Source organism: Methanoplanus sp. FWC-SCC4 (assembly GCF_032878975.1).
Lineage (GTDB): Archaea > Halobacteriota > Methanomicrobia > Methanomicrobiales > Methanomicrobiaceae > Methanochimaera > Methanochimaera problematica.
Window position 1 is genome coordinate 2,224,773 of sequence record NZ_CP043875.1, and the last position, 23,967, is coordinate 2,248,739.

General features: G+C 44.4%; 16 protein-coding genes, 2 tRNA genes and 3 rRNA genes. 18 read left to right on the forward strand and 3 right to left on the reverse strand.

From position 1 onward, the window contains the following. Nucleotides 1-136: 136 nt before the first annotated feature. A complete protein-coding gene (locus F1737_RS11215; RefSeq protein WP_317136667.1) occupies nucleotides 137-1,342 on the reverse strand; it encodes an aldo/keto reductase in 1,206 nt (401 codons plus the stop codon). A gap of 128 nt (nucleotides 1,343-1,470) precedes the next feature. On the opposite strand from F1737_RS11215, the gene codB reads away from it, so the two are divergent. After that, nucleotides 1,471-2,736 carry a cytosine permease gene (gene codB / locus F1737_RS11220; RefSeq protein WP_317136668.1) on the forward strand — a complete coding sequence of 422 codons (1,266 nt, stop codon included), beginning with the start codon at nucleotides 1,471-1,473 and terminating at the stop codon, nucleotides 2,734-2,736. Between the two features lie 82 nt (nucleotides 2,737-2,818). Continuing rightward, the gene (locus F1737_RS11225) at nucleotides 2,819-3,625 is read left to right on the forward strand and encodes a class I SAM-dependent methyltransferase (protein WP_317136669.1); all 807 of its coding nucleotides are present in this window, start codon (nucleotides 2,819-2,821) and stop codon (nucleotides 3,623-3,625) included. A 4-nt stretch (nucleotides 3,626-3,629) separates the two neighbouring features. On the opposite strand, the gene F1737_RS11230 is transcribed toward F1737_RS11225, so the two are convergent. Then, on the reverse strand, nucleotides 3,630-4,007 hold the full coding sequence (locus F1737_RS11230; RefSeq protein WP_317136670.1) for a DUF2202 domain-containing protein: 378 nt from the start codon (nucleotides 4,005-4,007) through the stop codon (nucleotides 3,630-3,632). Nucleotides 4,008-4,256: 249 nt separating this feature from the next. After that, on the reverse strand, nucleotides 4,257-4,604 hold the full coding sequence (locus F1737_RS11235) for a hypothetical protein (protein WP_317136671.1): 348 nt from the start codon (nucleotides 4,602-4,604) through the stop codon (nucleotides 4,257-4,259). 377 nt (nucleotides 4,605-4,981) lie between these two features. On the opposite strand from F1737_RS11235, the gene F1737_RS11240 reads away from it, so the two are divergent. The 16 genes from F1737_RS11240 (at nucleotide 4,982) to F1737_RS11315 (ending at nucleotide 23,954) form a co-directional block, all read left to right on the forward strand. Beyond that, nucleotides 4,982-5,599: a LysE family transporter gene (locus F1737_RS11240; protein WP_317136672.1), complete on the forward strand. Its 618-nt coding sequence runs from the start codon at nucleotides 4,982-4,984 to the stop codon at nucleotides 5,597-5,599. A 1,244-nt stretch (nucleotides 5,600-6,843) separates the two neighbouring features. Beyond that, the gene (locus F1737_RS11245) at nucleotides 6,844-9,129 is read left to right on the forward strand and encodes a PKD domain-containing protein (RefSeq protein WP_317136673.1); all 2,286 of its coding nucleotides are present in this window, start codon (nucleotides 6,844-6,846) and stop codon (nucleotides 9,127-9,129) included. 377 nt (nucleotides 9,130-9,506) lie between these two features. Further along, nucleotides 9,507-10,301, forward strand: coding sequence for a 2-amino-3,7-dideoxy-D-threo-hept-6-ulosonate synthase (locus F1737_RS11250; protein ID WP_317136674.1), 795 nt, complete (start codon nucleotides 9,507-9,509; stop codon nucleotides 10,299-10,301). A gap of 32 nt (nucleotides 10,302-10,333) precedes the next feature. Further along, entirely contained in the window at nucleotides 10,334-11,113 is a 780-nt protein-coding gene (locus tag F1737_RS11255) for a 2-amino-3,7-dideoxy-D-threo-hept-6-ulosonate synthase (RefSeq protein WP_317136675.1), read from the forward strand. Next, entirely contained in the window at nucleotides 11,076-12,113 is a 1,038-nt protein-coding gene (locus tag F1737_RS11260) for a 3-dehydroquinate synthase II (RefSeq protein ID WP_317136676.1), read from the forward strand. The genes F1737_RS11255 and F1737_RS11260 overlap by 38 nt, the downstream gene beginning before the upstream one ends. After that, complete coding sequence (locus tag F1737_RS11265) at nucleotides 12,082-12,951, forward strand: prephenate dehydrogenase/arogenate dehydrogenase family protein (protein WP_317136677.1); 870 nt, start codon at nucleotides 12,082-12,084, stop codon at nucleotides 12,949-12,951. The genes F1737_RS11260 and F1737_RS11265 overlap by 32 nt, the downstream gene beginning before the upstream one ends. A 3-nt stretch (nucleotides 12,952-12,954) precedes the next feature. After that, nucleotides 12,955-13,788, forward strand: a complete 834-nt coding sequence (locus F1737_RS11270) for a prephenate dehydratase (RefSeq protein WP_317136678.1) — start codon at nucleotides 12,955-12,957, stop codon at nucleotides 13,786-13,788. Nucleotides 13,789-13,791: 3 nt separating this feature from the next. Further along, nucleotides 13,792-15,072, forward strand: coding sequence for a 3-phosphoshikimate 1-carboxyvinyltransferase (gene aroA / locus F1737_RS11275; protein WP_317136679.1), 1,281 nt, complete (start codon nucleotides 13,792-13,794; stop codon nucleotides 15,070-15,072). Beyond that, nucleotides 15,063-16,442 carry a shikimate dehydrogenase gene (gene aroE, locus F1737_RS11280; RefSeq protein ID WP_317136680.1) on the forward strand — a complete coding sequence of 460 codons (1,380 nt, stop codon included), beginning with the start codon at nucleotides 15,063-15,065 and terminating at the stop codon, nucleotides 16,440-16,442. The genes aroA and aroE overlap by 10 nt, the downstream gene beginning before the upstream one ends. Further along, the gene (locus tag F1737_RS11285; protein ID WP_317136681.1) at nucleotides 16,439-17,437 is read left to right on the forward strand and encodes a chorismate synthase; all 999 of its coding nucleotides are present in this window, start codon (nucleotides 16,439-16,441) and stop codon (nucleotides 17,435-17,437) included. The genes aroE and F1737_RS11285 overlap by 4 nt, the downstream gene beginning before the upstream one ends. 519 nt (nucleotides 17,438-17,956) lie before the next feature. Beyond that, nucleotides 17,957-19,424 (forward strand): 16S ribosomal RNA (locus F1737_RS11290). Nucleotides 19,425-19,506: 82 nt separating this feature from the next. Further along, nucleotides 19,507-19,579 (forward strand) — tRNA-Ala (locus tag F1737_RS11295). Between the two features lie 165 nt (nucleotides 19,580-19,744). Continuing rightward, nucleotides 19,745-22,667 (forward strand): 23S ribosomal RNA (locus tag F1737_RS11300). 49 nt (nucleotides 22,668-22,716) lie between these two features. Further along, nucleotides 22,717-22,788, forward strand: a tRNA-Cys gene (locus F1737_RS11305). Between the two features lie 93 nt (nucleotides 22,789-22,881). Beyond that, nucleotides 22,882-23,003 (forward strand): 5S ribosomal RNA (rrf, locus tag F1737_RS11310). Together the 16S, 23S and 5S rRNA genes with 2 tRNA genes alongside form the textbook arrangement of a ribosomal RNA operon. A 369-nt stretch (nucleotides 23,004-23,372) precedes the next feature. Further along, nucleotides 23,373-23,954: a carbonic anhydrase gene (locus tag F1737_RS11315; protein ID WP_317136682.1), complete on the forward strand. Its 582-nt coding sequence runs from the start codon at nucleotides 23,373-23,375 to the stop codon at nucleotides 23,952-23,954. Nucleotides 23,955-23,967 lie beyond the last annotated feature (13 nt).

Genomic DNA, 23,967 nt, shown 5'->3' on the forward strand with positions numbered 1-23,967 from the left:
GAAATTCCCCGATCCCCGGTCATAATGTATGTCTTGAAAATTGCCTTTAGAGGATATAAAAGTTAAGTCTCAGGCAGAATAAAGTAGCCTTTCATAACCTTTTATGAATCCCTGAAAAAATATAATGTAGGCTTATTTAATGTTTTAAACGCCTTTTTATTTCAAAATAAAATTTTACAAAAGGCACGATTAAAGCTGTCAGGCGGCCTTCAAACTCTGCGCTGACTTCTTTGAGCTCCTTTGGAATATTGATATGCTGGGGGCAGTTTTTTAAGCACTTTCCACAATTTGTGCAAAGTGAAGCACCAGCTTTGTCCCCGGCAACACCTGCGAGCCGTCCAAGGTACATGAACTGTGCGGATTTTCTGTCGCCTGAGAGATGGTATGAATTGTAGATATCGAAGCATGACGGAATATCCACACCGGATGGACACGGCATACAGTAGCGGCATCCGGTGCAGGGGACTTTCATAAGCTCCATGTATTTTTTACGCACCTCTTCCACGAGGAGAATATCTTTATTTGAGAGTATTCCCGGGTATGAACCGGACGCGGTATTCAGGTTTTCTTTTATGTGCTCCTCCTCATTCATGCCTGATAAAACGACTGTAACCTCCTGGTGATTCCATATCCATCTGAGAGCACATTCAGCAGGAGTGTCGCCAAAATCCGCCCTCTCCCAGATCTCCTTTATGCCGGCAGGCACATTCCTGGTAAGAGCCCCTCCCCTGAGAGGCTCCATTATGATTACGCCGAGGTTTTTTTCTGCCGCGTACAAAAGGCCCTGTTTTCCTGCCTGGTTTTCGATATCCAGAAAATTATACTGAATCTGGCAAAACTCCCAGTCGTAAGAGTCGACAATCTCTCTGAATGTGTCGGGATCGCCATGAAAGGAGAAACCTGCATACCTGATTCTGCCGTCTCTCTTTGCGGTGTCGAGAAAATCCGTTAGTCCAAGTGCTTTTACCTTTTCCCAGCTGTTTTTGTCAAGATTGTGGAGGAGGTAGTAGTCAATCGTTTTGGTCTGAAGTTTTATGAGCTGTGCGTTTAAAAAAAAGTCTGCATCATCCCTGTTTTTTACAAGCCATACCGGAAGTTTGGTTGCAAGCCGGACTTTGTCACGGTAACCGTCTTTTAGGACTTCTCCCAAAAACGATTCACTCTCACCCATATGGTACGGCCAGGCAGTGTCTATGTAATTTACGCCGTTGTCAATTGCAGATCTGATCTGTTTTTTCGCTCTTTCCCAGTCGATCTTTTTGTTTTTCTCCGGAAGCCGCATACATCCGTATCCTAGGATGGAGAGTTCATCTCCGGTTTTTGGGATTTTACGATAAAGCATTTTAAAGAGCTAATTGCAACTCAATGTTATAAGAAATCTTTTGACAAATATATTGGAGACTGCAGATTGTCTAACATATAAACAGCGGGAATTTTTGCGACTGCCCGGGTTTATCCGGAATTACAATAATGAGCGAAACTGAAAATGTAGAGGATTATCCGCTCTCGGAAGTCCCTTATGATGCAAGACACGGCTTTTCGTCTATACTGAGTGTTCTTTTAGGTTTCACCTTTTTTTCTGCGACAATGTGGGCAGGGGGGACACTTGGTGTGTCCTTTAAAATATGGCCTGATCTGGTTTTGATAATTGTCGCAGGAAATATCCTGCTTTCGGCTTATGTTGCCATTCTTTCATATATTGCCTCAAAGAGCGGCCTTAACACTGTTTTGATGGGCAGATTCTGTTTTGGAAGGCTCGGGAGCAAGTGGGCCGATCTTCTTCTCTCAGCAACCCAGGTGGGCTGGTATGCATGGGGGACAGCAACGATTGCAATAGTTCTCTCATCACTACTGGGCCTTGATGATTCATGGCAGATTCTGCTGATGATTTTTTTTGGCTTTGCCTTCTGCCAGACCGCATATATAGGGTACAGGGGACTTGAGTGGCTTTCTAAAATCTCTGTTCCGCTGATTGTCATTCTGCTGATTTTTAGTATGTGGGTTGCAATATCAGATGCCGGAGGGATATCAGGTCTTTTTAAAATCATACCAATGGAGGCGATGGGAGTTGGACAGGCGATAACAATCGTTGTCGGGACTTTCATTTCCGGAGGTACACAGGCGACCAACTGGACGAGGTTTGCAAGAACAGAAAAAGAGGCTGTATCTGCATCCGTTATCGCATTTTTTATAGGAAATGGCCTGATGCTTTTCGGAGGTGCGATAGGCGCCCTTGTGTATCAGGAATCAGATATTGTTAATATTCTTGCAATTCAGGGGCTTTTATTATTTGGAATTGTAATGCTTTTTGCAAACATCTGGACAACACAGGACAACACAATATACAACTTCTCTGTTGCCGGATGCAATCTTCTTAACACAAACCGCAGGCGTGCGATTACACTTGCAGGTGCGGGGATAGGGACGGTTATTGCGATTCTCGGGATGTATGAATGGCTGATTCCCTATATGGAATGGCTTGGTCTCCTGATACCGCCAATCGGTGGAATAATTATGGCAGACTTCTTTTTTGTCAGAAAAGGGGCATATGAAAAGCTATCAGAGAAAAAAGATGGCCTATATCCTGATTTTAACTATGCAGGTCTCATGGCCTACATTGCAGGATGTCTTGCTGCCCTTCCCGGATTTGGGATACCCCCTTTAAATGGGATAATCACTTCAGCCCTGGTCTATATTCTCCTGAACAGATTAACGAAAATCTTTTGCAAAAACTAAAAAAAAGGTTCAAGCGAGAGTTTTCATATTTTATAGAGACGTTTTTCCGGTGGAATATATATAATTAAAAAGGCTTTCAAAAATGAAACCAATAATAAATCATTACGAAAAAGAGAGATTAAGAGAAGATAAAGGCAAAATACTTCCAAAGCACTTTGATGTTCTTGGGGATATTGCAGTTATTTCCCTGCCGTCTGATCAGTTGCACAATAAATATGAAACAGGCAGGGCAATTGCAAAGAGCAGGCGGAATATAAAGACCGTTCTTTTAAAGAGGACAATGCTTGAGGGTGATTTCAGAACACCGGGTTTTGAGGTGATCTGGGGTGAAAACAAAACCGTTACGACACACAAAGAGTTTGGATTCATCTATAATATTGATCTTGCCCGGGTTTTTTTCAATCCCCGGCTTTTGTCTGAGAGGAGACGTGTTTCATCTATGGTTTCCCCGGGTGAAGATGTTATAGTCCCTTTTTCAGGTGCAGGCCCTTTTGCAGTTCCGGCGGCATCCTTTGGGGCATCTGTGGTTTGTCTCGAAAAGAATCCTGTTGCATGCCGCTATTTAAGAAAAAATGCAGTGCTTAACAGAGTCAGTGGAAATATCGATGTTGTGAACGGGGATGCATGCGATCTGGCCCGTATTTTTGATTTTGAATTTGACCGTGCGATAGTTCCGGCAGCGTACGGAATGGAAAATATTGTTGACACCGTTTTGGATGTTGTTAAAACCGGCGGAAAAATTCATTTATACACGTTTATACCTGACAATGAAAAAGATGAAAAAATTTGCAGATTCAGGGGAGCAGGGCTTGAAACGGAGTTTTTCAAAAGATGCGGAAATGTTTGTCCGGGCATTTCACGATATGTATTTGATCTCCTGAAATTATGAGATTTCAACAGATGGTGAAAAAATAGAGGAAAAACGGATTTTTCATATGGGTCTGTTCGGATTCTGCAATGTTTGAAAAAACCTTATAGCCCCATTTTTCATAATAGTCAAGATAGCAGTCTCTGGCCAGTTTTTCTTCTTTTGCAATATAGAGAATATCACTTTCCTCCTCTTCGGTTAGTTCACCTGTCGGAAGAATACTTATTTCCTGGAGAATTTTCCCGGTTTCATCACCAAAACCGCCGCCCTTTTGACTTTCCGGACCTGCCCCGCTATAACTTGTGCCTTCCTTATCATTTCCTAAGCAACCCGAAGCTGAAAAAACAAGAATTATGACAATTCCCAAAATTATCAGGCTTATAATCTGCTTAAATTCTTTCATGTTCCCATCTCATTTTCTGGCATAAAGGACAATTGAGTATAATATATTTCTGATAATCTGGTAATCCAGGAAAAAGGCAGGTATTTACCCTGAAATTACGTTTAGGTATTATCGTTTACGTTTTTGGCAGAGCCAAATATCATACAACTTCAGGAGATATCCAATATATTTTGTTTATTTAATTCAGAGGGGTTTTTGCAGTTTTTCTTCTTTTTCTGAGGATTGAATATATGAAATTTTACAGAAATCTCATTCAACACTGATTTGTATTCTCTCTTCCCGGCAATAATCTGTAAAAACTTTCATCATCGCAATTCTCTGTTTTTTTGGAAGAGTTGTGGGCATTGCAATCTTCGAGCCGTCTGTGGATGAGAGGATTACAAGAAGTTCGTCTTCCCCGTTTTTTAGCAGTGCAATTAAAAGTTCCTCAATGTCACTGAAAACCCCGTTTGAATCTTCAACATTGAATGATACTCCGGGAATTTGTAATTTTTTATCAGAATATTTTTCTGTATATTTCCTCTTCTCGCCGGTCATCTCTCTTTTCGATTTGACAGCTCTGATCTTTTTCGCATCTATCATTTTTAGATGATCCATTACATCATCCGGCGAAAATCCCTCCAGTTTTACTTCAAATGATTTAATTTTAAACCCCCCGGTTGTTCTTAAATTCCTTAAATACAATTAAAAGTATAATAAATTTTGTCAGGCAAAAATAAAATGAGATGTATATTATTTAAACGTGACCTGAAAAATTGTGTCGTGTGCAGGAACCTTCGGTTTTGAATTATCATCGTAATTAGGGATATCAAAAAGTATTATAAAAGGTCAAATTTCTGAAAAATTATTTTCATATTATATTTATTCAGATTATCTTTAAGAAAAGTTCATTTTAGGTGGATCTAAAATATTATCGTCACAATTTTTAAGGATTGAGGTATGAACAGGGATATCTGGTCGAAAGGTGGAAAATAATGGAGTCATTAACGGGTTTTTTTGCATTGTCGTTTATAATCGGTCTTACCGGTGCAATTGCCCCCGGGCCCACACTGATTGCTACCATTAAGTCCTCTCTTGATACCGGATGGGTGGCAGGACCTAAAATCTCCGCAGGCCATATGCTAATAGAGGCATTTTTTGGATTAGTCATAATTTACGGATTTTCGATTTTCCTTTTGGAATATACAAATATAATCGGGTTTGCAGGCGGTGTGGCACTAATAGTCTTTGGAATATTAAACATAAAATGTGGGATTTCACCGGTTTTACCCGGAGAAGAGGCCGTTTCTGTTACAAATCCTTATCTGGCCGGCATTATAACTTCAGCCTCAAACCCTTACTTCTGGATATGGTGGCTTACGGTAGGCAGCGGTTTTCTCCTTGACGGATTAAAGGCAGGCACCATATTTGCGGCTGCATTTATAACAGGTCACTGGATGTCTGATCTATGCTGGTTTTCAGCTGTTTCAACATGTACGTCACGTGGGAAAAACATGATGAACACAAAAATATACGGATACATAATCATCTTATGCGGAGTTTTTCTGGTGATGTTCGGGTTATACTACATCATCTCATCATATGGAATATAGAAAAAATGCCATATGAAAACAGTTCAGTATTGTTTTCAGTCCGTGATTTCACAAATATTGTCGTGATATTTTAAAATCGAATATTTCGGCAGTGATCTGTTTGTTTCATGCATTGAACCGTTTTGTTAAACCTGATAAACGGGAGTATTTATTTCATATATATAGTCCCGGATGAAACTTAGTTATCAGAGTGTTGCCGGGATTTGATAAAATATGGAAATATTCCGTTTTTTCAAATCGCCGGATGACACCGGAACAGACCAGCATTGTAAACCAGCATAATAAACTCCAAAAACCAGAAAATACCAGATTAGTGTAATAATAACAAACCAAAAAACCAGTTTTTTCAAACCAGTTAAAACTGAATTGGAGACTCCTGTTTTTCAGGAAAAATCCATTCAGTTTGTGGATTTAATACATTTGTTCTCTTTAAAAATTACGTTTTAATACTGGTATGATTCAGGGTTTAATTTTTGGTACATTAGTTGAACCGGTCTGTTAAATGTGATAAACGAAAGTATTTCCTTCATATATATAGTCCCGGATGAAACTTAGTTATCAGAGTGTTGCCGGGAGACTAAAATAAAAAAGGGATGTCCTTTTTTAAGTCCCCGGAGTGACACCGAAACAGACCAGCATTGTATAACCTCCATTATACGAAAATTACAATAATAACAAGTCAGTTTTAAAAAAAGGCCATAAGGGATCATTTCTCCTTTTTTTAGGAGCTCCCTTTTTTTGTTTTTTCATTTAAAATCACAGATATCTAACCTGAATCATTCACGGTATATTTTAATACATCAATTGAACCCTGTTGTTATATGTGTTAAACCGGAGCATTTACTTCATATATATAGTCCGGGATGAAACTTAGTTATCAGAGTGTTATCAGGAAATTAGAAATTGGGAAAAAATTGTCTCAAAGCCTGCATAACACCCGATAGACCAGATAGTAACAAACCAGAATAATAACCTCCAAAAAAATACCAAAAACCAGAACAATCCAAAAATACTCCAGTCCTGACCGGGTGGCATTATGTGTCATCCGGTAAAAACCTCAGTGGTTATTTCCATGAAATATATGCACGGGCAGTGTGGCTTGTGTCTGTTTCTTACATTATCTTCTGTTAAAAATCAAATAATATATATAATAGGGTTTGTTAAATTTAAAAACGTGAAGAATAATGGCTTTACGCTCTGATTGGTTTCTCATTTTACTGTTATTGTTTTTGATATTTCCTATAATGGTTCCATCTGTTTCATCGCTTCAGACCGGATGGAATTTTACGATAGTTGATAATGGCAACTCGGGTTCATTATGCTCCCTTGCTTATAACCCAGTAACCAAAAATCCTGCAATTTTATATACCGATTCTGAAGGCAAACATCTTTATTACAGATATTATGATGAAGGCTGGCAGGAGCCTCTCGATACGGGAATTTTAGCGACCGGTTCGATCTCATTTGATTTTGATGAATCTGGAAATGGCCACTGTATCGGTTATTCAGTTAACCAAACTCTCTCCAGGGGCAAAATATACTATAGCCTGATAAAAGACGGCAGAGTCGAAAGCACTGAAATGATTGACAATAATGTGGGCGTTCTTCAAAGCATCTCAATAAAGGCAGTTCAGGATCAAACCCCTTACATATCTTTTTCAAATATTTCAAACAAGCTCTCCTTATATAAAAGAGAAGACGAAAACTGGTTCTCTTTCTTCTCCTCCAGCTATGGTGACAGCTCAGGTCAGTTTTCATCTCTATCGATAAACCCCGCAACAAAAATGCCCTCTATTGTATATTCGTATTCTTTATACGGAATTAATAAAATAAAGCTCATATATGCGGAATTTGATGGTGAAAAATGGAGTGAGAAATCTGTAAAAAATTCGGAAGGTTATGGATTTTTTTGTTCTCTTGACCTAAACAGCAGCGGTAATCCTTCTATTAGTTATACACGCAGTTTTGACAAATCACTTTACTATGCCTTTAGGGCCGGCGGGGTATGGACAAATCAGATTGTTGACGGAAGCAGAAATATTGATATTCCCGGTTATACCTCCCTTGACTTTGACAGTTCGGACTGCCCGCATATCTCATATTATAACACAACATCGCATGATCTGATGCTTGCCTCAAAAAACATATCAGATGAGGGTTCCCTCTGGAAAATCCTTCCTTTATATAGTGAGGGAGATTCCGGGATGTGCAGTTCGCTAAAAATCAATCCGGAATCCGATCTGCCTTCAGTTGCATTTGTATCCGACAACAAACTTATGTTTGCAGAAGAAGGATTTGTTCCAAAAAGCAGTTTTGACGCATCACCTTTGAGTCCGGTTTTGGGAGAAGAAACTCACTTTTCAATTTCATCAGAAACAGAAGAAACGAAATACTCATGGGACTTTGGAGACGGTTCCGTTTCAGGTGAAGAAACGCCTTCCCATCTCTACAAAAATCCAGGAATTTATGATGTTTCAATGTCTGCAAAAAGCAGGTTTGGAGAGTCAGTAACGGAGAAAACCGGATATATAATCGTTAAACCTTATGCAAATTTTCATGCCGGCAAAACGACCGGAACAGGAAATCTTACAGTATCTTTCTTTGATGACTCAAAAGGTGCATCAGCGTGGAACTGGAGTTTTGGTGACGGCGAGTGGTTTAATACAACAGACGAAGGACTAAAAAATCCTGTTCATTCATATGAAATCCCCGGGTTTTATGATGTAACTCTTATTGCATCGAACGGCAGTCTTAAGACTGAAATTATAAAAAACGGATATATTGTTGTTTCTTCTATAACAGAGAAGGACCTTAATATTGAGGCACAGTCTCCTTTAGGGGATGCCGGGAACAGAGATACAAATGTCATGTCCGCCAAAAAGCTCAATGCAGGAGATTCTGTAAGCTTCAGCCTGAATAAAGGTTCCTTATCTGAATTTTCTTTTTTTACGCAGTCTGATCTTACCGAGATCCTGATTACGATAAAGGAAGAAAAGAATCTCCCCGCCGGCATCCCGGATCCGAGAGTTCCGGTTTACAGGTATGAAACCCCGGAGGTTTTCAGGGCGGATAAGGATCAGGTCAGCAGTCCTGAATATGAATTTAAAATTCCAAAGAGTTGGATGGATGAAAATGATCTTATACCTGCCGATATCCTATGCCTCTCCTATGAGTGTAAAACGAATGAGTGGAAGAGCTTTCAAACGGTTTACACCTGCTTTGACGGTGAAAACTGCATATTCAAAGCAAAAACATACGATTTAACAATGATTGCACTGGGCGGGAAAAAGACCTGTTCACAAAATACTGACAAATCTTCTGATGAAAAGCCTGTTTTGGAAGATAATTCTGTTTTAGAGAAGCCTGCAGATAAGAGCGGCGGGGGAGAAATGCAGAGTACGAGAAATCCTCCCGGATTAATGAACACTGATCTAAAAAAGATGCCCCTTCCATTGTTTTTAAATCTGGCTGCGATATTTGTGTTTTTAATATTCGGATTTTTCAGTGCAAAAAGAAATAAAAAGCGGTGAGAACGGGGTATCATTCTTCATAACGGCGATGAGTTTATACGTGATAAAATACACTTTAATAAATTAATGTGTGGTGAATGTTTTTTTGCCGGTGAGGGTTTTTATCTCTGATAGCCACGGCACCGTATCCCGCACAAAAATCGCAGAAAAAAATCTTTTGAAACTTTTGTCCGGGATAGCGGACGCGTTTTTTGGTTATTATCGTTATTTTTTTGCGTATTTCTTTAGCTTTGGCTTTTGGTATAGATTCTGAAAGTCGTGCTGTCGGAAATTTTTCCAAAAACCTGTGAATAGGTTTATAAATTTTTAAGGGAATTTTCCGTCAGCACTGTACAGGTTTTGTAAAAATTAAAAATTATCCAGGAGAGAATCGGAAAATGAGAGGAAAAGACATCAGACTTGAAAGAATTATGAAAAGGGATACAGGAACAACCGTAATTGTTCCGATGGATCACGGGGTATCTTCAGGCCCGATACCGGGACTTATAGACCTTGAAAGAAGTGTGGATCTTGTGGCAAAAGGCGGTGCAAATGCTGTTATCGGGCATATGGGCCTTGCTCTGCACGGCCACAGAAAGGGCGGCCCTGATATCGGGCTGATACTTCACCTTTCTGCAAGCACAGACCTCGGGCCTGATCCCAATGACAAGGTTATGGTAAACACTGTCCAGAACGCTCTTAAGATGGGTGCCGACGGAGTATCCATGCATGTAAATGTCGGAGCAGAATCAGAGGCGAGAATGCTTTCAGACCTTGGGCGGACTGCTATTGAGTGCATTGAATGGGGGATGCCTCTTCTGGCAATGATGTACCCGAGGGGCAAAAAAATAAATGACGACAATATGATCGATTCGATAAAAATTGCCGCACGTGTAGCCTCTGAACTGGGTGCAGACATAGTAAAGACGGTATACACAGGAGACCCGGACACATTCAGGGAAGTTACAAAGGGCTGTCATGTCCCGGTTGTAATCGCCGGTGGATCAAAGACGGATGATTTATCGACCATGAAGCTTATAGAAGGGGCAATGCAGGGCGGTGCTGCCGGTGTTTCAATCGGAAGAAACGCTTTCCAGCACAAGAGTCCTGACAAATTCGTAAAGGCAGCGGCGATGATTGTTCATGAGGGGAGATCAGCTGAGGAAGCAGTTTTGATACTTAACAAAAAGTGAAATACAGAATAAATACAGGAGGATTTTAGAAAATGATTGGAAAAGCAATACGTCTTGAAAGAATAATGAACCGCAACACTGAAAGAACAGTCATAATCCCGATGGATCACGGATTCACACTCGGCCAGATTGAGGGTCTCGGAGATATGGCAAAGGTAATCTCCGAGGTATCGGACGGAGGGGCAAATGCCATTGTTCTTCACAAGGGAATGGTCAAGGCAGGTCACAGAAAGCACGGCCGTGACATCGGATTAATAGTACACCTCTCAGCCAGTACCGCCCTGAATCCCGATCCCGATGACAAGGTAATAGTATGCACAGTAGAAGAGGCGATAGCCCTTGGTGCAGATGCGGTCTCGATTCACATCAATCTCGGTGCATCACACGAATCAAAGATGATAGAAGAAGCCGGCAGAATCTCCAAGAAATGTGCAAAATGGGGAATGCCCCTTTTAATCATGATCTACCCGCGTGGAAAGGGAATTGACCCGACATCCCCTGTTGCAATCGGGCACTGTGTGAGGGTAGCAGAGGAGCTTGGTGCCGACCTTATAAAGACAAGCTACACAGGTGATCCCGAGTCATTCAGGAGAATTACGTCATCATGCTCTGTTCCCGTACTGGTTGCGGGCGGGGAGAAGGCAGGCGATCTTGAGACATTAAAGACTGTATCGGAAGCAATATCTGCCGGATGTGCGGGTGTGGCTCTTGGCAGAAATTCATTCCAGCGTGAAAAACCATCTGAATTCATAAGGGCACTCTGTGCCGTTGTACATGAGGAAAAAACTCCTGAAGAGGCGCTTAATTCCTGAGGTAAATGCAATGGCAAAGGAATTCTGGATTGACCTAAGGGACTGGGACAAGGATGCCGCAACTACTGCAATTGAGCAGGGTGCTGATGCAATAATGGCAGAAGACGCATCCCTTGTACGTCAGCTCGGGAGGATTAAGACAATAGCGCCAGACGGTGACTTAAAGCCCGGTGAGGATATCTTTGAAGTTGAGATAAGGGATCAGGAGAGCGAAGCCGAAGCGGTATCAAAATCAAAACAGGGCTTTGTAATTGTTTCAACAACAGACTGGACTGTGATCCCTCTTGAAAACCTTGTGGCACAGTCTGACCGTATCATTGCCGCCGTAAATAATCAGGAAGAGGCTGAAATGGCTCTTGGTGTCCTTGAAAAAGGAGTGGCTGGGATACTTCTGAAAAATAATAATCCGGCCGTAATAATGTCTGTTGCAAAAGTTGTTCTGGAGAAAACAGCTCTGGTTGATCTGGAGGCTTTCACTGTAAAATCCGTTTCTCCTGTCGGCATGGGGGACCGTGTATGTGTTGATACATGTACAATAATGAAGGACGGTGAGGGAATGCTTGTCGGGAATACATCCTCCTCATTTCTTCTCGTTCATGCAGAAACGCTTGAAAACCCCTATGTGGCACCCCGTCCTTTCCGGGTCAATGCAGGTGCCGTTCATGCCTACGCCATGATGGAGAACGGAAAAACATCTTATCTGGCCGAGATAAAAGCCGGAGACCGCGTCCTTGTTGCAGACAAAGACGGGAAGACTTACGGTGCAACGGTCGGCCGGGTAAAAATTGAAAAGCGTCCCCTCCTCCTTGTTGAAGCTGAAAATGAAGGGAAGGTCATTTCACTGGTTCTCCAGAATGCCGAGACCATCCGTCTTGTCGGAGAGGACAAAAAACCGGTATCGGTCGTTGATTTAAAACCCGGAGACAGAATCCTCGGTCATCCGGAATCGGGCGGAAGGCATTTCGGGCATGCCGTATCCGAGAGCATACTGGAAAAGTAGTCTTATGTCTGATGTACTGGTTGTAGGAATAATCGGGGGTTTTGGCGGGATGGGCCGTCTGTTTGCCGGAGTATTTGAGCGTGCCGGACATAAGGTTCTGATATCCGGCAGAAATACCTGCCCCTCAAACAGTGATCTTGCAGGGGTATGTGACGTGGTGATAGTTTCAGTCCCCATTCATGAAACCGTGAAGGTGATTGAGGAGATCGCACCCCTGATGAACAGTGATCAGATCCTCTGCGATTTCACTTCTGTAAAGTTGGAACCTGTAAAGGCAATGCTCAAATCAGAAGCGAAAGTCATTGGTCTTCATCCGATGTTCGGACCCTCTGTCTCCGGGATTAAGGGACAGACCATAGTTGCCACTCCTGTAAGATGTGACCGGAAATCAGAGGAGATGCTTTATCAGATCTTCAGAAATGAGGGTGCGGATGTCTGTATAATGACTCCTGAGGAGCATGACAGGATAACAGGAATTGTACAGGGTCTTGTCCATTTTGCCACACTTTCTGTTGCAGACACTATCAGAAACAGCGGTATTTCCCCTGAAGCGATACTTCCGGTAATGAGTCCTGTATACAGGATTGAGATGGGGCTTATAGGGAGAATTCTGGGTCAGGATGCAGCCCTTTATGGGGACATTCTCCAGATGAATCCTGCATCCGAAACCGTAATAGAAAACTTCTGCAAATCCGCCGGAAAACTAAAGGATATAGTTAAATCAAAGGACAGAAAGCTTTTTGAATCTTTTTTTAATGAGAACGAAAAGGCGTTTCATGACTATATCCCGCAGGCCACAAAGGATACCGATACTGTAATTGAGGCTCTGGTGAAGTAAGAGATGGTAATAGCAGCTCTGGGTCCGGAGGGGACTTTCAGTTATGAAATGGCGGAAAAGATCAGGAAGAGAGGGGAGGATATTCTTTTGTTCCCTACCATCAGCTCTGTTTTTGCCGCTGTTGAAAAATCGGATGCAAGGGGAATTGTTCCGGTTGAAAACAGCGAGGCAGGCGGTGTCGGTGAGACAATGGACGGTCTTTTACTCTCAGAATGCCTGATTGTTGCCGAGTATTTAATGCCGGTCAGGCATCATCTGGCATCCATGCACCGGGCAGAAAAGATAACTGTAATATATGCACATCCGCAGTCCCATGCACAGTGCAGCAGGTACATTGAATCACTGGGTGTTCCCGTGATACACACAAGCAGCAACTCAAAAAGTGCAAAGGAAGCGGCAGCGGTTGTCGGTGGTGCAGCGATTACAACTGAATCAGCAGCAAAAATATACAGTCTGCCGGTTTTGATCAGGAACATCCAGAACTCCCCTGACAATACGACAAGATTTGTTGAGATTATAAAAAAACCGGACTCTCAAAAAACCGCAGGAGAAGGAGTATCTGTCACAGGCAGGTTGATCCGAAGATCAGAGAAATGTAGTTTAATTGTTGATCCTATGGAAAATCGCCCCGGTCTTTTATATGATATTCTTGGAATTTTTGCAAAATACAAACTGAATCTTACAAAAATCGAGTCAAGGCCGTCAAAGAGGGGTATCGGGAACTATATATTTTTCATAGACTGCGAAACTGATGCCGGATATGGGGAGGTTTTATCAGAGTTAAAGGATATTTCTCTGATAAAAGAGCTTGGATGTTATCAAAAAGCGGAGGTATGACCGATGGATGTAAAACTTTACAAAAAAACCGGGGTGGATCTCAGTTTTACCGCACCGCCCTCGAAGAGCTACTCGCACAGGGCACTAATTTGTGCTGCTCTTGCAGACGGGCCGTCTGAAATTTTATCACCGCTTTTTTCGGATGACATAAGCATAACATGCAGAGGTCTGTCCGCCCTTGGTGTTGAGCTCTCGCGTTCGGATGGTAGTATTCTGGTTGAGGGAACAGGCGGGGTCTTCCCGGACATGGGGGAGGTTACAATCGACTGTGGAAATTCCGGGACTTCTCTTCGGTTTCTGACAACCCTCTCCCTTCTATCACCTTCAGATGTCCTTCTCACAGGAAGCAGGAGGATGATGGAAAGACCAATAGGCGGTCTTGCGGATGCCATTATGCAGAGCGGCGGAGTCATCAGATACTTTGGAGAAGAGGGATGTCCGCCTCTTAGAATATCGGGAGAATTTATCGGTGGAAAGGTCGTTGTGGATGCGTCCAAAAGCAGCCAGTTCATATCGTCGTTAATGCTCTGCGGGCCGTACTCCGATATTCCTCTCGAGATTATGCCGAAAGGGAGTGTTGCATCACGGTCATACATTGACATAACGGCAGATGTGATGAAGAGCTTTGGAGCAGATGTGGTTTTGAACACCGACGGGTGCTGGGAGATTAAACAGGGGACTTACAGTTCCGGAAAATATCATGTTGAAGGGGACTATTCATCCGCATCGTATCTGTTTGCAACAGCAGCAGTCTGCGGCGGGAGTGTGACTGTCAATAACCTTAATCCTGCTTCCGTTCAGGGAGATTTCAGGTTTCTTGAAGCACTCCTTTGTATGGGATGCAGTATTTCATATGGTGAATCCTCGGTCAGGGTAGTCTCGGAAGGCATTTTAAAAGGGATTGAGATTGACATGTCATCATGCCCGGATGTTGTGCAGACTCTCGCGGCAGTGTGCGTTTTTGCAAAGACCAGGAGCATAATATCGGGTATTTCACATCTGAAGTACAAGGAAAGCGACCGGATTGATGCGGTCAGACGTATGGTCGAAGGCTGCGGTGCAGGATTTGAAGAGGCGGGAGATGACACAATCATCATTACCCCGGGAGATCTGCACGGATTTGAACTGCATCCCGAGGACGATCACAGGACTGCAATGTCGGGTGCAGTGATCGGTCTTGGAACCGGTGATGTTACAATTAAGGACGCAGAGTGCGTTTCAAAGTCTTACCCGGGATTCTGGGATGATTTAATGGAGGCGGGATTATTAGAAGAGTGGTTTTAACAGGATTTCGGGGTGCGGGAAAGACGGCGGTCGGGAAGATGCTTTCCGAAGCACTGGAAGTTCCGTTTATCGATACCGATTCCGAGATAGAGGAGAGGACGGGGAGAAAAATCCCTGCCATCTTTGAAGAGAGTGGAGAGGAGGCATTCAGGGAGATAGAAAGCCGGGTGATAGCCTCCCTTCCAAAGAGCGATCTGGTTGTCGCAACAGGCGGAGGTGCGGTTCTTTTTGATGAAAATGTCCGAAATATGAAGGAAAATTCAATTGTTGTATTTCTTGACGTTTCTGCCGATGTATCCTATGAGCGAACCTGCAGGGGCAACCGCCCTCCCCTGACCAATAAAGATCCAAAAGATGAGATTGAATTTTTAATATCAAAAAGAAGGCCGGCATACATTAGATCGTCTGATTTCTGCACTGATGCATCAGGCAGTCCGGCGGAAGTCTCCGGAAGAGTTCTTGAAATTGTCCGTCCGGGTGAGGAGAAGGCGGTTTCAAGGGCACAGGCTGCGGAAAAGATTGTATCCTCCGGCGGAGGCATTCCTGACTATTATGTATGTTCGGCATCGGGCTTTCTGCTTGAAAACCCGAACGGAATTTTATGTGCAATTGCCGGAAATCCCTGCCTTCACAGCAAGAGTCCGGTTATTTACAACAGTCTTTTTGAAAAGTGCGGTATCTGCGGGCATTACACATATCTCTGGAAGGATAATGCGGATGATGTGATAAAAGCGATAAATTCGCTTGGTATGAGAGGAGTTTCTGTGACAATTCCATTTAAGGAGGATGTCCTTCCTAATCTTGACTATGTGGATGGCCATGCAGAATCAATAGGTGCGGTGAACACTATTGTCAGTTCATGCGGCGGCCTTTACGGATACAACACCGACTGGCTTGGCGTTAAAAGACCTCTTGAGAATATGGGTGATTTTGGGAAAAAGGCTGTTGTGCTTGGCACGGGGGGGGCTTCAAGGGCCTGTATCTACGCACTAATTTCACTTGGGATGGAGGTTTATGTCCTTGGCAGAGATGCATCAAAGGCCAGGGCCCTTTCAGAGAATTTTGGCTGCCTTTATGGCTCATTTGATGATTTCGATTCGATATGTCCGGATGTTTTGGTAAATGCAACTCCTGTGGGGATGGAGGAGTTTAAAGGAACGATTATTAAAAAAGAGCAGCTGAAAGAGGATATGATTGTGTTTGACCTGGTTTACACACCTGCTGAGACCGAACTTTTAGTTAATGCAGGGTCTCTGGGCTGCCGGACTATTGCGGGAACAGAGATGTTTGTCTATCAGGCAGTGGAGCAGTTTTACCTTATAACAGGAGTAAGGGTTGATGCGGATTTGGTAAGGGAGCTGGTTTTGTGAATACTTTTGGAAGATATTTCAGGTGCACTTCGTTTGGTGAGAGTCACGGAAAGGCACTTGGTGTTGTTATAGACGGGTGTCCTCCCGGTATTGAACTTTCAGAGTCAGATCTGATGCCTTTTATTGAGAGGAGAAGGCCGGGGAAGAGTGCTCTTTCAACGCCGCGGATTGAAAGTGATATTCCTGAGATTTTATCAGGAGTGTTTGAAGGCAGGACAACCGGAATGCCGGTTGCTGTTTTGGTTTATAACAGGGGGCACATAAGCGGGGATTACGATTCCCTGAAGGATTTATTCCGGCCCGGACATGCTGATTTTACTTATCAGCACAGATACGGACGGCGTGATTTCAGGGGGGGAGGCAGGAGTTCGGGCAGGGAGACAGTTTCGAGGGTCCTTGCAGGAGGGGTTGCCATGAAATTTCTCGAAAAGTACGGGATCTTTGTTTCGGCTGAAATTATTGAGATTCACGGAGAAAGGGATCCGGTGAGGTTTGAGGATGAGATTCTTTCTGCAAAGGCAGCGGGGGATTCAGTCGGGGGAATTGTTGAAATCCGTGCCTCCGGCTGTCCCGTTGGTCTTGGAAGTCCGGTTTTTGGGAAACTTGATTCTGAGATTGCGTCTGCAATGATGTCTGTCGGATCTGTTAAGGGAGTTGAGATTGGGGACGGTTTTGAGGCATCGAAGAAGTTTGGAAGTGAAAACAATGACGAAATGGACAGTTCGGGATTTTTAAGCAACCATGCCGGTGGAATACTCGGTGGAATATCGACAGGTGAGGATATTGTTGTGAGAATTGCTGTAAAACCGACTCCTTCGGTTGAAAAAGAGCAGAAAACTGTTGATACTGCCGGTGATGAGAGAGTAATTTCAGTAGGCGGCAGGCATGACCCCTGTATTGTGCCGAGGGTTGTTGTTGTTGCGGAGTGTATGCTTGCGCTTGTTCTTGCAGATGCGCTGATTGGATCGCGGTGTCTGATGCGTGATTGTGAGTAAAAAAATAATTTTTTAATTTTGAAATCTGTTCTATGAGTGTCTCTCCCCGCATCATGTTTTGCGCGTATGATCAATCTCCATCAAAATACCGGCAATATGACGTTATTTTTTCAGCGACCCCCCTTTTGTTGAACCCATGAGCCCTGTTTTTTGCCAACCTTTATATGTCACGGAAGACCACTTTGTAAGGCCGAAGTATTCCGGATACAAAGCACGCAACGAAGCGTGATTTGAAATCGCGGGGAATATCTACGGAGAAAAAAGATGTGTGGATTAATATGCTAAGCATGTTTGTTCCCGTCTTTCTCTGAGAACGAAACAACAGGGTTTATATGTGAATAAATCCCATGTTGTTATCTCGATTCTTTAATGGAGAGCCAAAACCACTCGGATGGGAGTGTTGGTTCTGACGTTGGCATTGGCAATGCGGAAATTTGTTTAATAACCGCTAATTCCTTTTGTGAATGAAATTACAAAAATAACGATAGTGTGCCGAAGTGAAACGTATCTTCAAAATTAATTCTGGTTGATCCTGCCAGAGGTCACTGCTATCGGGGTTCGATTAAGCCATGCGAGTTGAGAGGGTTAAGACCCTCGGCGGACTGCTCAGTAACACGTGGATAACCTGCCCTAAGGTGGAGGATAACCCCGGGAAACTGGGGATAATACTCCATAGGTCAGAGATACTGGAATGTTCTTTGACCGAAAGTTCCGGCGCCTTAGGATGGATCTGCGGCCGATTAGGTAGTTGTTGGGGTAGTGGCCCAACAAGCCTGTAATCGGTACGGGTTGTGGGAGCAAGAGCCCGGAGATGGAATCTGAGACACGATTCCAGGCCCTACGGGGCGCAGCAGGCGCGAAAACTTTACAATGCAGGAAACTGTGATAAGGGAACCCCGAGTGCCCGTATACGCGGGCTGTCCAGGTGTTTAAAATGCATCTGAAGAAAGGGCCGGGCAAGACCGGTGCCAGCCGCCGCGGTAATACCGGCGGCTCGAGTGGTGACCGCTTTTATTGGGCTTAAAGCGTTCGTAGCTTGACCTTTAAGTCTCTTGGGAAATCCGCCGGCTCAACCGGCGGGCGTCTAAGAGATACTGTTGGTCTAGGGATCGGGAGAGGTGAGAGGTACTCCGGGGGTAGAAGTGAAATTCTGTAATCCCCGGGGGACCACCGATGGCGAAGGCATCTCACCAGAACGACTCCGACAGTGAGGAACGAAAGCTGGGGGAGCGAACCGGATTAGATACCCGGGTAGTCCCAGCCGTAAACGATGTGCGTTAGGTGTACTGGTGACCACGAGTCACTGGGGTGCCGAAGGGAAACCGTGAAACGTACCGCCTGGGAAGTACGGTCGCAAGGCTGAAACTTAAAGGAATTGGCGGGGGAGCACCACAACGGGTGGAGCCTGCGGTTTAATTGGACTCAACGCCGGGAAGCTCACCAGATAGGACAGCGGAATGATAGCCGGGCTGAAGACCTTGCTTGACCAGCTGAGAGGAGGTGCATGGCCGTCGTCAGTTCGTACTGTGAAGCATCCTGTTTAGTCAGGCAACGAGCGAGACCCACGCCAACAGTTGCCAGCATATTCTCCGGAATGATGGGGACACTGTTGGGACCGCCTCTGCTAAAGAGGAGGAAGGAATGGGCAACGGTAGGTCAGCATGCCCCGAATTATCTGGGCTACACGCGGGCTACAATGGTCAGGACAATGGGTAACGGCGCTGAAAAGCGTAGTTAATCTCCTAAACCTGCCCTAAGTTCGGATTGTGGGCTGCAACTCGCCCACATGAAGCTGGAATCCGTAGTAATCGCGTTTCAAAATAGCGCGGTGAATACGTCCCTGCTCCTTGCACACACCGCCCGTCAAACCACCCGAGTGAGGTTTGGATGAGGCTGTGGTTTTTGCCGCAGTCGAATCTAGGTTTCGCAAGGGGGGTTAAGTCGTAACAAGGTAGCCGTAGGGGAATCTGCGGCTGGATCACCTCCTAATGAAATCCAAAAGGATGTGAATAGCGGTTATTAAACAAACTGTAAAATTGCCAATGTCAATACGAATATAAGAGAAAGTCGGGCTCATAGCTCAGCTGGAAGAGCGCGGCGTTTGCAACGCCGAGGCCAGGGGTTCAAATCCCCTTGGGTCCACTTAAAAACGAGTTACTTTCGGTAACTGGTTTTTACCGATGCACCCGGAAATGTGAATTACCGGGGAAGGACTGAGAGTCATTTACGGCGACGCAAGTGACTCTGTGATGTCATGTATAGGACGTATACACAAGACGTTAAATGGATTTTAGCGGTTAAACCGATAATGCTGAATTACATTTAGCCTGCCAGTGAATGGCTCGGTTCGAGTGCCGATGAAGGGCGTGCCAAGCTGCGATAAGCTCCGGGAAGACGCAAGGAGTCTATGATCCGGAGATCCCCGAATGGGACATCCTGCTTCCTTTTAGGAAGCGATCCTTTTGGATCGGCAACCTCCCGAATTGAAACATCTTAGTAGGGAGAGGAAGAGAAATCAATCGAGATGTCGTTATTAAAGGCGATCGAAAGCGACAGAGTTCAAACTGAATCCCGTTCGCGGGAGATGTGGTGTTGAAGGCTCACCGTTCGGGCATTAGATTCGAAGTGGAATTTGTTCTGGAACGTCAAACCAAAGAGGGTGACAGTCCCGTACACGTATGTTTCTTTTGTCCTGGTGATGTCCTGAGTATCGTGGGTTGGAAATCTCGCGAGAATCTGGGGGTCATCAACCTCCAAAACTAAATACTCCTCGAAACCGATAGCGCAATAGTAGCGTGAGCGAAAGCTGAAAAGTAACCCTGGAAAGGTGGTGAATAAGTGCCTGAAACTGGTAGGTGATAGTGTGTTATGGCGTGAAAGGATCTTTGTATCGAAAGAATCAGTCGTGAGGCTGTAGTATGGGATACATTGCCGGCGTCATAACTTACGTTTTGAAGAACGGGCCAGAGAGTTTATTCTATTGGCGAGGTTAACCTTACGGGAAGCCGAAGCGAAAGCGACATGTCCGTAGTTTTTACATGGGACGGCGTATTAAAAGTGCGTGGAGTCGATAGGATAAGACCCGAAGCCCAGTGATCTATGCGTGGGCAGGCTGAAGGGTGACGAAAGTTGCGTGGAGGGCCGAAGCGGTATTGATATGCAAATCATTCGTGTGACCTGCGTATAGGGGTGAAAGGCCAATCGAACTGGGCATCCGCTGGTTCCTCTCGAAACATGCCGTAGCATGACCTGAGCAGAGGTAGATGGTGAGGTAGAGCACTGATTGTGGGAGTTGGGGGAGAAATCCCTTACCCTGCTGTCAAACTCCGAATTCCCCATCGCCGTAGAAGCTTGGAAGTCCGCACTACGGGGTAAGCTTGTAGTGCGTAAGGGAGACAACCCAGACCGTGGTTAATGTCCCTCAGTGTAGGTTAAGTGTAAACACTAAATGATGTCCTAGGTCAAAGACAACTGGAAGGTCAGCTTAGAAGCAGCTATCCTTCAAAAAGTGCGTAACAGCTTACCAGTCGAGATTTAGGGCGCAGAAAATGGACGGGGCTCAAACCTACCACAGATACCACGGACCACAGCAATGTGATGGCGTAGAGAGGCGTTGTGCATGGGTAGAAGCAGGGATGTAAGTTCCTGTGGACCGTGTAGAAATGAGAATTCTGGCATTAGTAGAAGCATAGTTGGGTGAGAATCCCAACCGCCGAAGGGGCTAGGTTTCCTCGACAATGTTCGTCAGTCGAGGGTTAGTCGGTCCTAAGTTGTACCGTAACTCGAGTACAGCGAAAGGGAAACAGGTTAATATTCCTGTACCATCTGTCAATAATCCTGACGCTTCCGGATATGCTTTGCAGGGCTGTCGCCCTGTCTAATCGTATAAGCTCCTGGAGAACCGTAATGGTGAGAATTGAGTGAAAGCGTGATGGAGTAATAAAGCAAATTCCCGGAGCCCGTGAAAAGGGGACAAGATGTCCGTACCGAGATCTGACACAGGTGCCCCTAGCTGAGAAGGCTAAGGCGTGTCGGTTTAATTGTGTTTAGGGAACTCGGCAAAATAGCCCCGTAACTTTGGAATAAGGGGTGCCTGCCCAGTGATTGGGCAGGTCGCAGTGACCAGGGGACTCCGACTGTCTAATAACAACATAGCAGACTGCAACTCCGAAAGGACTAGTATAGTCTGTGATTCCTGCCCAGTGCAGGTATCTGAAAACCGGGTACAACCGGACGAAGGACCTGTAAACGGCGGGGGTAACTATGACCCTCTTAAGGTAGCGTAGTACCTTGTCGCTTAATTGGCGACTTGCATGAATGGATTAACGAGAGTCCTACTGTCCCAAACACAAGTCCGTTGAAGATTTTATCCTAGTGCAGAGGCTAGGGCCTCCATATGGGAAGTGAAGACCCCGTGGAGCTTTACTGCAGCCTGTCGTTGTGTTACGGTATTCCTTGCGCAGTGTAGATGGGAGACATCGAAGCTGCCCTCGTGGGGGCAGTGGAGTCGCAATCTGAGACACCATCCTTGGTTTACTGTAACACTAACTCTCTTTGAGAGGACATCGGTAGGTAGGCAGTTTGGGTGGGGCGCCACACCCTCGAAAAGATATCAAGGGTGCCCCAAGGTCAACTCATGTGAGTCAGAAACTCACAGGAGAGTGTCAAGAGCAAAAGTTGGCCTGACGCTGATACGAATAGCAAGTATCTGCGAGAGGAAACTCGGGTCTAACGAACCAATACGCGCTTTTGATGAGTGCTATTGACGACAGAAAAGCTACCCCGGGGATAACAGAGTCGTCGCCGGCAAGAGCACATATCGACCCGGCGGCTTGCTACCTCGATGTCGGTTCTTTCCATCCTGGCTGTGCAGCAGCAGCCAAGGGTGAGGTTGTTCGCCTATTAAAGGGGATCGTGAGCTGGGTTTAGACCGTCGTGAGACAGGTCGGTTACTATCTATATGGAGTGTTGGAAGTCTGAGGGTAAGACGGAAATAGTACGAGAGGAACTTTCCGTCGTCGCCACTGGTAGACCGGTTGTCCGACAGGGCAGTGCCGGGTGGCTACGCGATAAGGGATAAAAGCTGAAAGCATCTAAGCTTGAAACCTGACCCTAAAAGAGACTTCGTTATAGGACACGAGTAAAAGACTCGTTTGATAGACTTGGGATGTACGCACGAAGGCAACGACGTGTTCAGTCCACAAGCACTAACGTCCGATAATTCAGCAAAGGAATAACCGTTAAAGTCCAGACGAAATCTTGTGTATACAGTCCTTATGGCCAAGGTGGCGGAGCGGCCACGCGGTCGCCTGCAGAGCGACTACACCCCGGTTCAAGTCCGGGCCTTGGCTTCGCGAAATTGTTTCGTAAGAAACTATGAGCGTGCAGGAAATTTTCTCCGGAAAATTTCCGAACCCGAAATTCCCTTTGGGAATGAGGGATTCAATTGCGGCCATAGCAGTGGGGCAACACCCGGACTCATTTCGAACCCGGCAGTTAAGCCCACTTACGTAGGACGTTGTACTGAGATACGAGAGTTCTCGGGAACCGTCCAACGCTGCAATTGTTCTGCTAGAAGATTTGAGTCTTTTTTGTTAAGTTTTTTTAATTGTAGTGCAAACTTTTGTAAAATTAGTCTTGGTTTTTAATTTTGTAGTGTGAGCTATGTTAAATAAATGTGATCGCACATTGCTTAAAATTTAGTTTAACAAAGATTTTGATTTTAAAAATTGTATCCGAACAGAATAAATTTTTATTCAGCATTTATTTAATGACTATTTAAAAAAAATAAAATGAACCGGTCAGGATATAAGATGATATAAAAAAAAGGAATAATCGACTAATATTAAATTATACCTTTAATATGTGGCGCAATTAAAATCCTAACTTATATATATGCTTCTTTTAGAGTATTCAACAGTAGAGGTTAGGTATAATGGTAGAGAAACTACTGGAAGGAAACGAATATTTTTTAAAAGAAGATTTTGAAAAGAACAGAGATCATTATGGCAACCTTGCAGAGGGACAGAGTCCTTATGCACTTGTGATCGGTTGTTCGGATTCACGTGTAAATATCGAAAGGATATTTGGTGCAGAGATGGGTGAAATATTTGTCCACAGAAATATTGGGAACATAGTTGCAGAAGATGATCCCAATCTGGGGACAGTCCTTGAATATGCAATCGGTCACCTTGGTGTAGGATATGTAATAGTATGTGGTCATTCCGAATGTGGTGCAATGAAGGCATTAATGGGAGAAGGTCATGGAGATTATATTCCCGGATGGCTTGAACATGCAAAGGAAGCAAAACAATATGTTGACAGCCTGAATCTCCCCGAGGATACCGAGGAAGATAAAAAAGGAAAGTTGACAGAACTTGAAAAAGCAAATATCAAACTTCAGGTTAGAAACCTTCGTTCATATGCCTTTGTAAAAGATGCCGAGGAGAAGGGCGATATTGTAATTAAAGGTCTTTATTATTATCTTGAAAACGGAAACGTGGAAGAGATTGAATAAAATTATTTTTGAT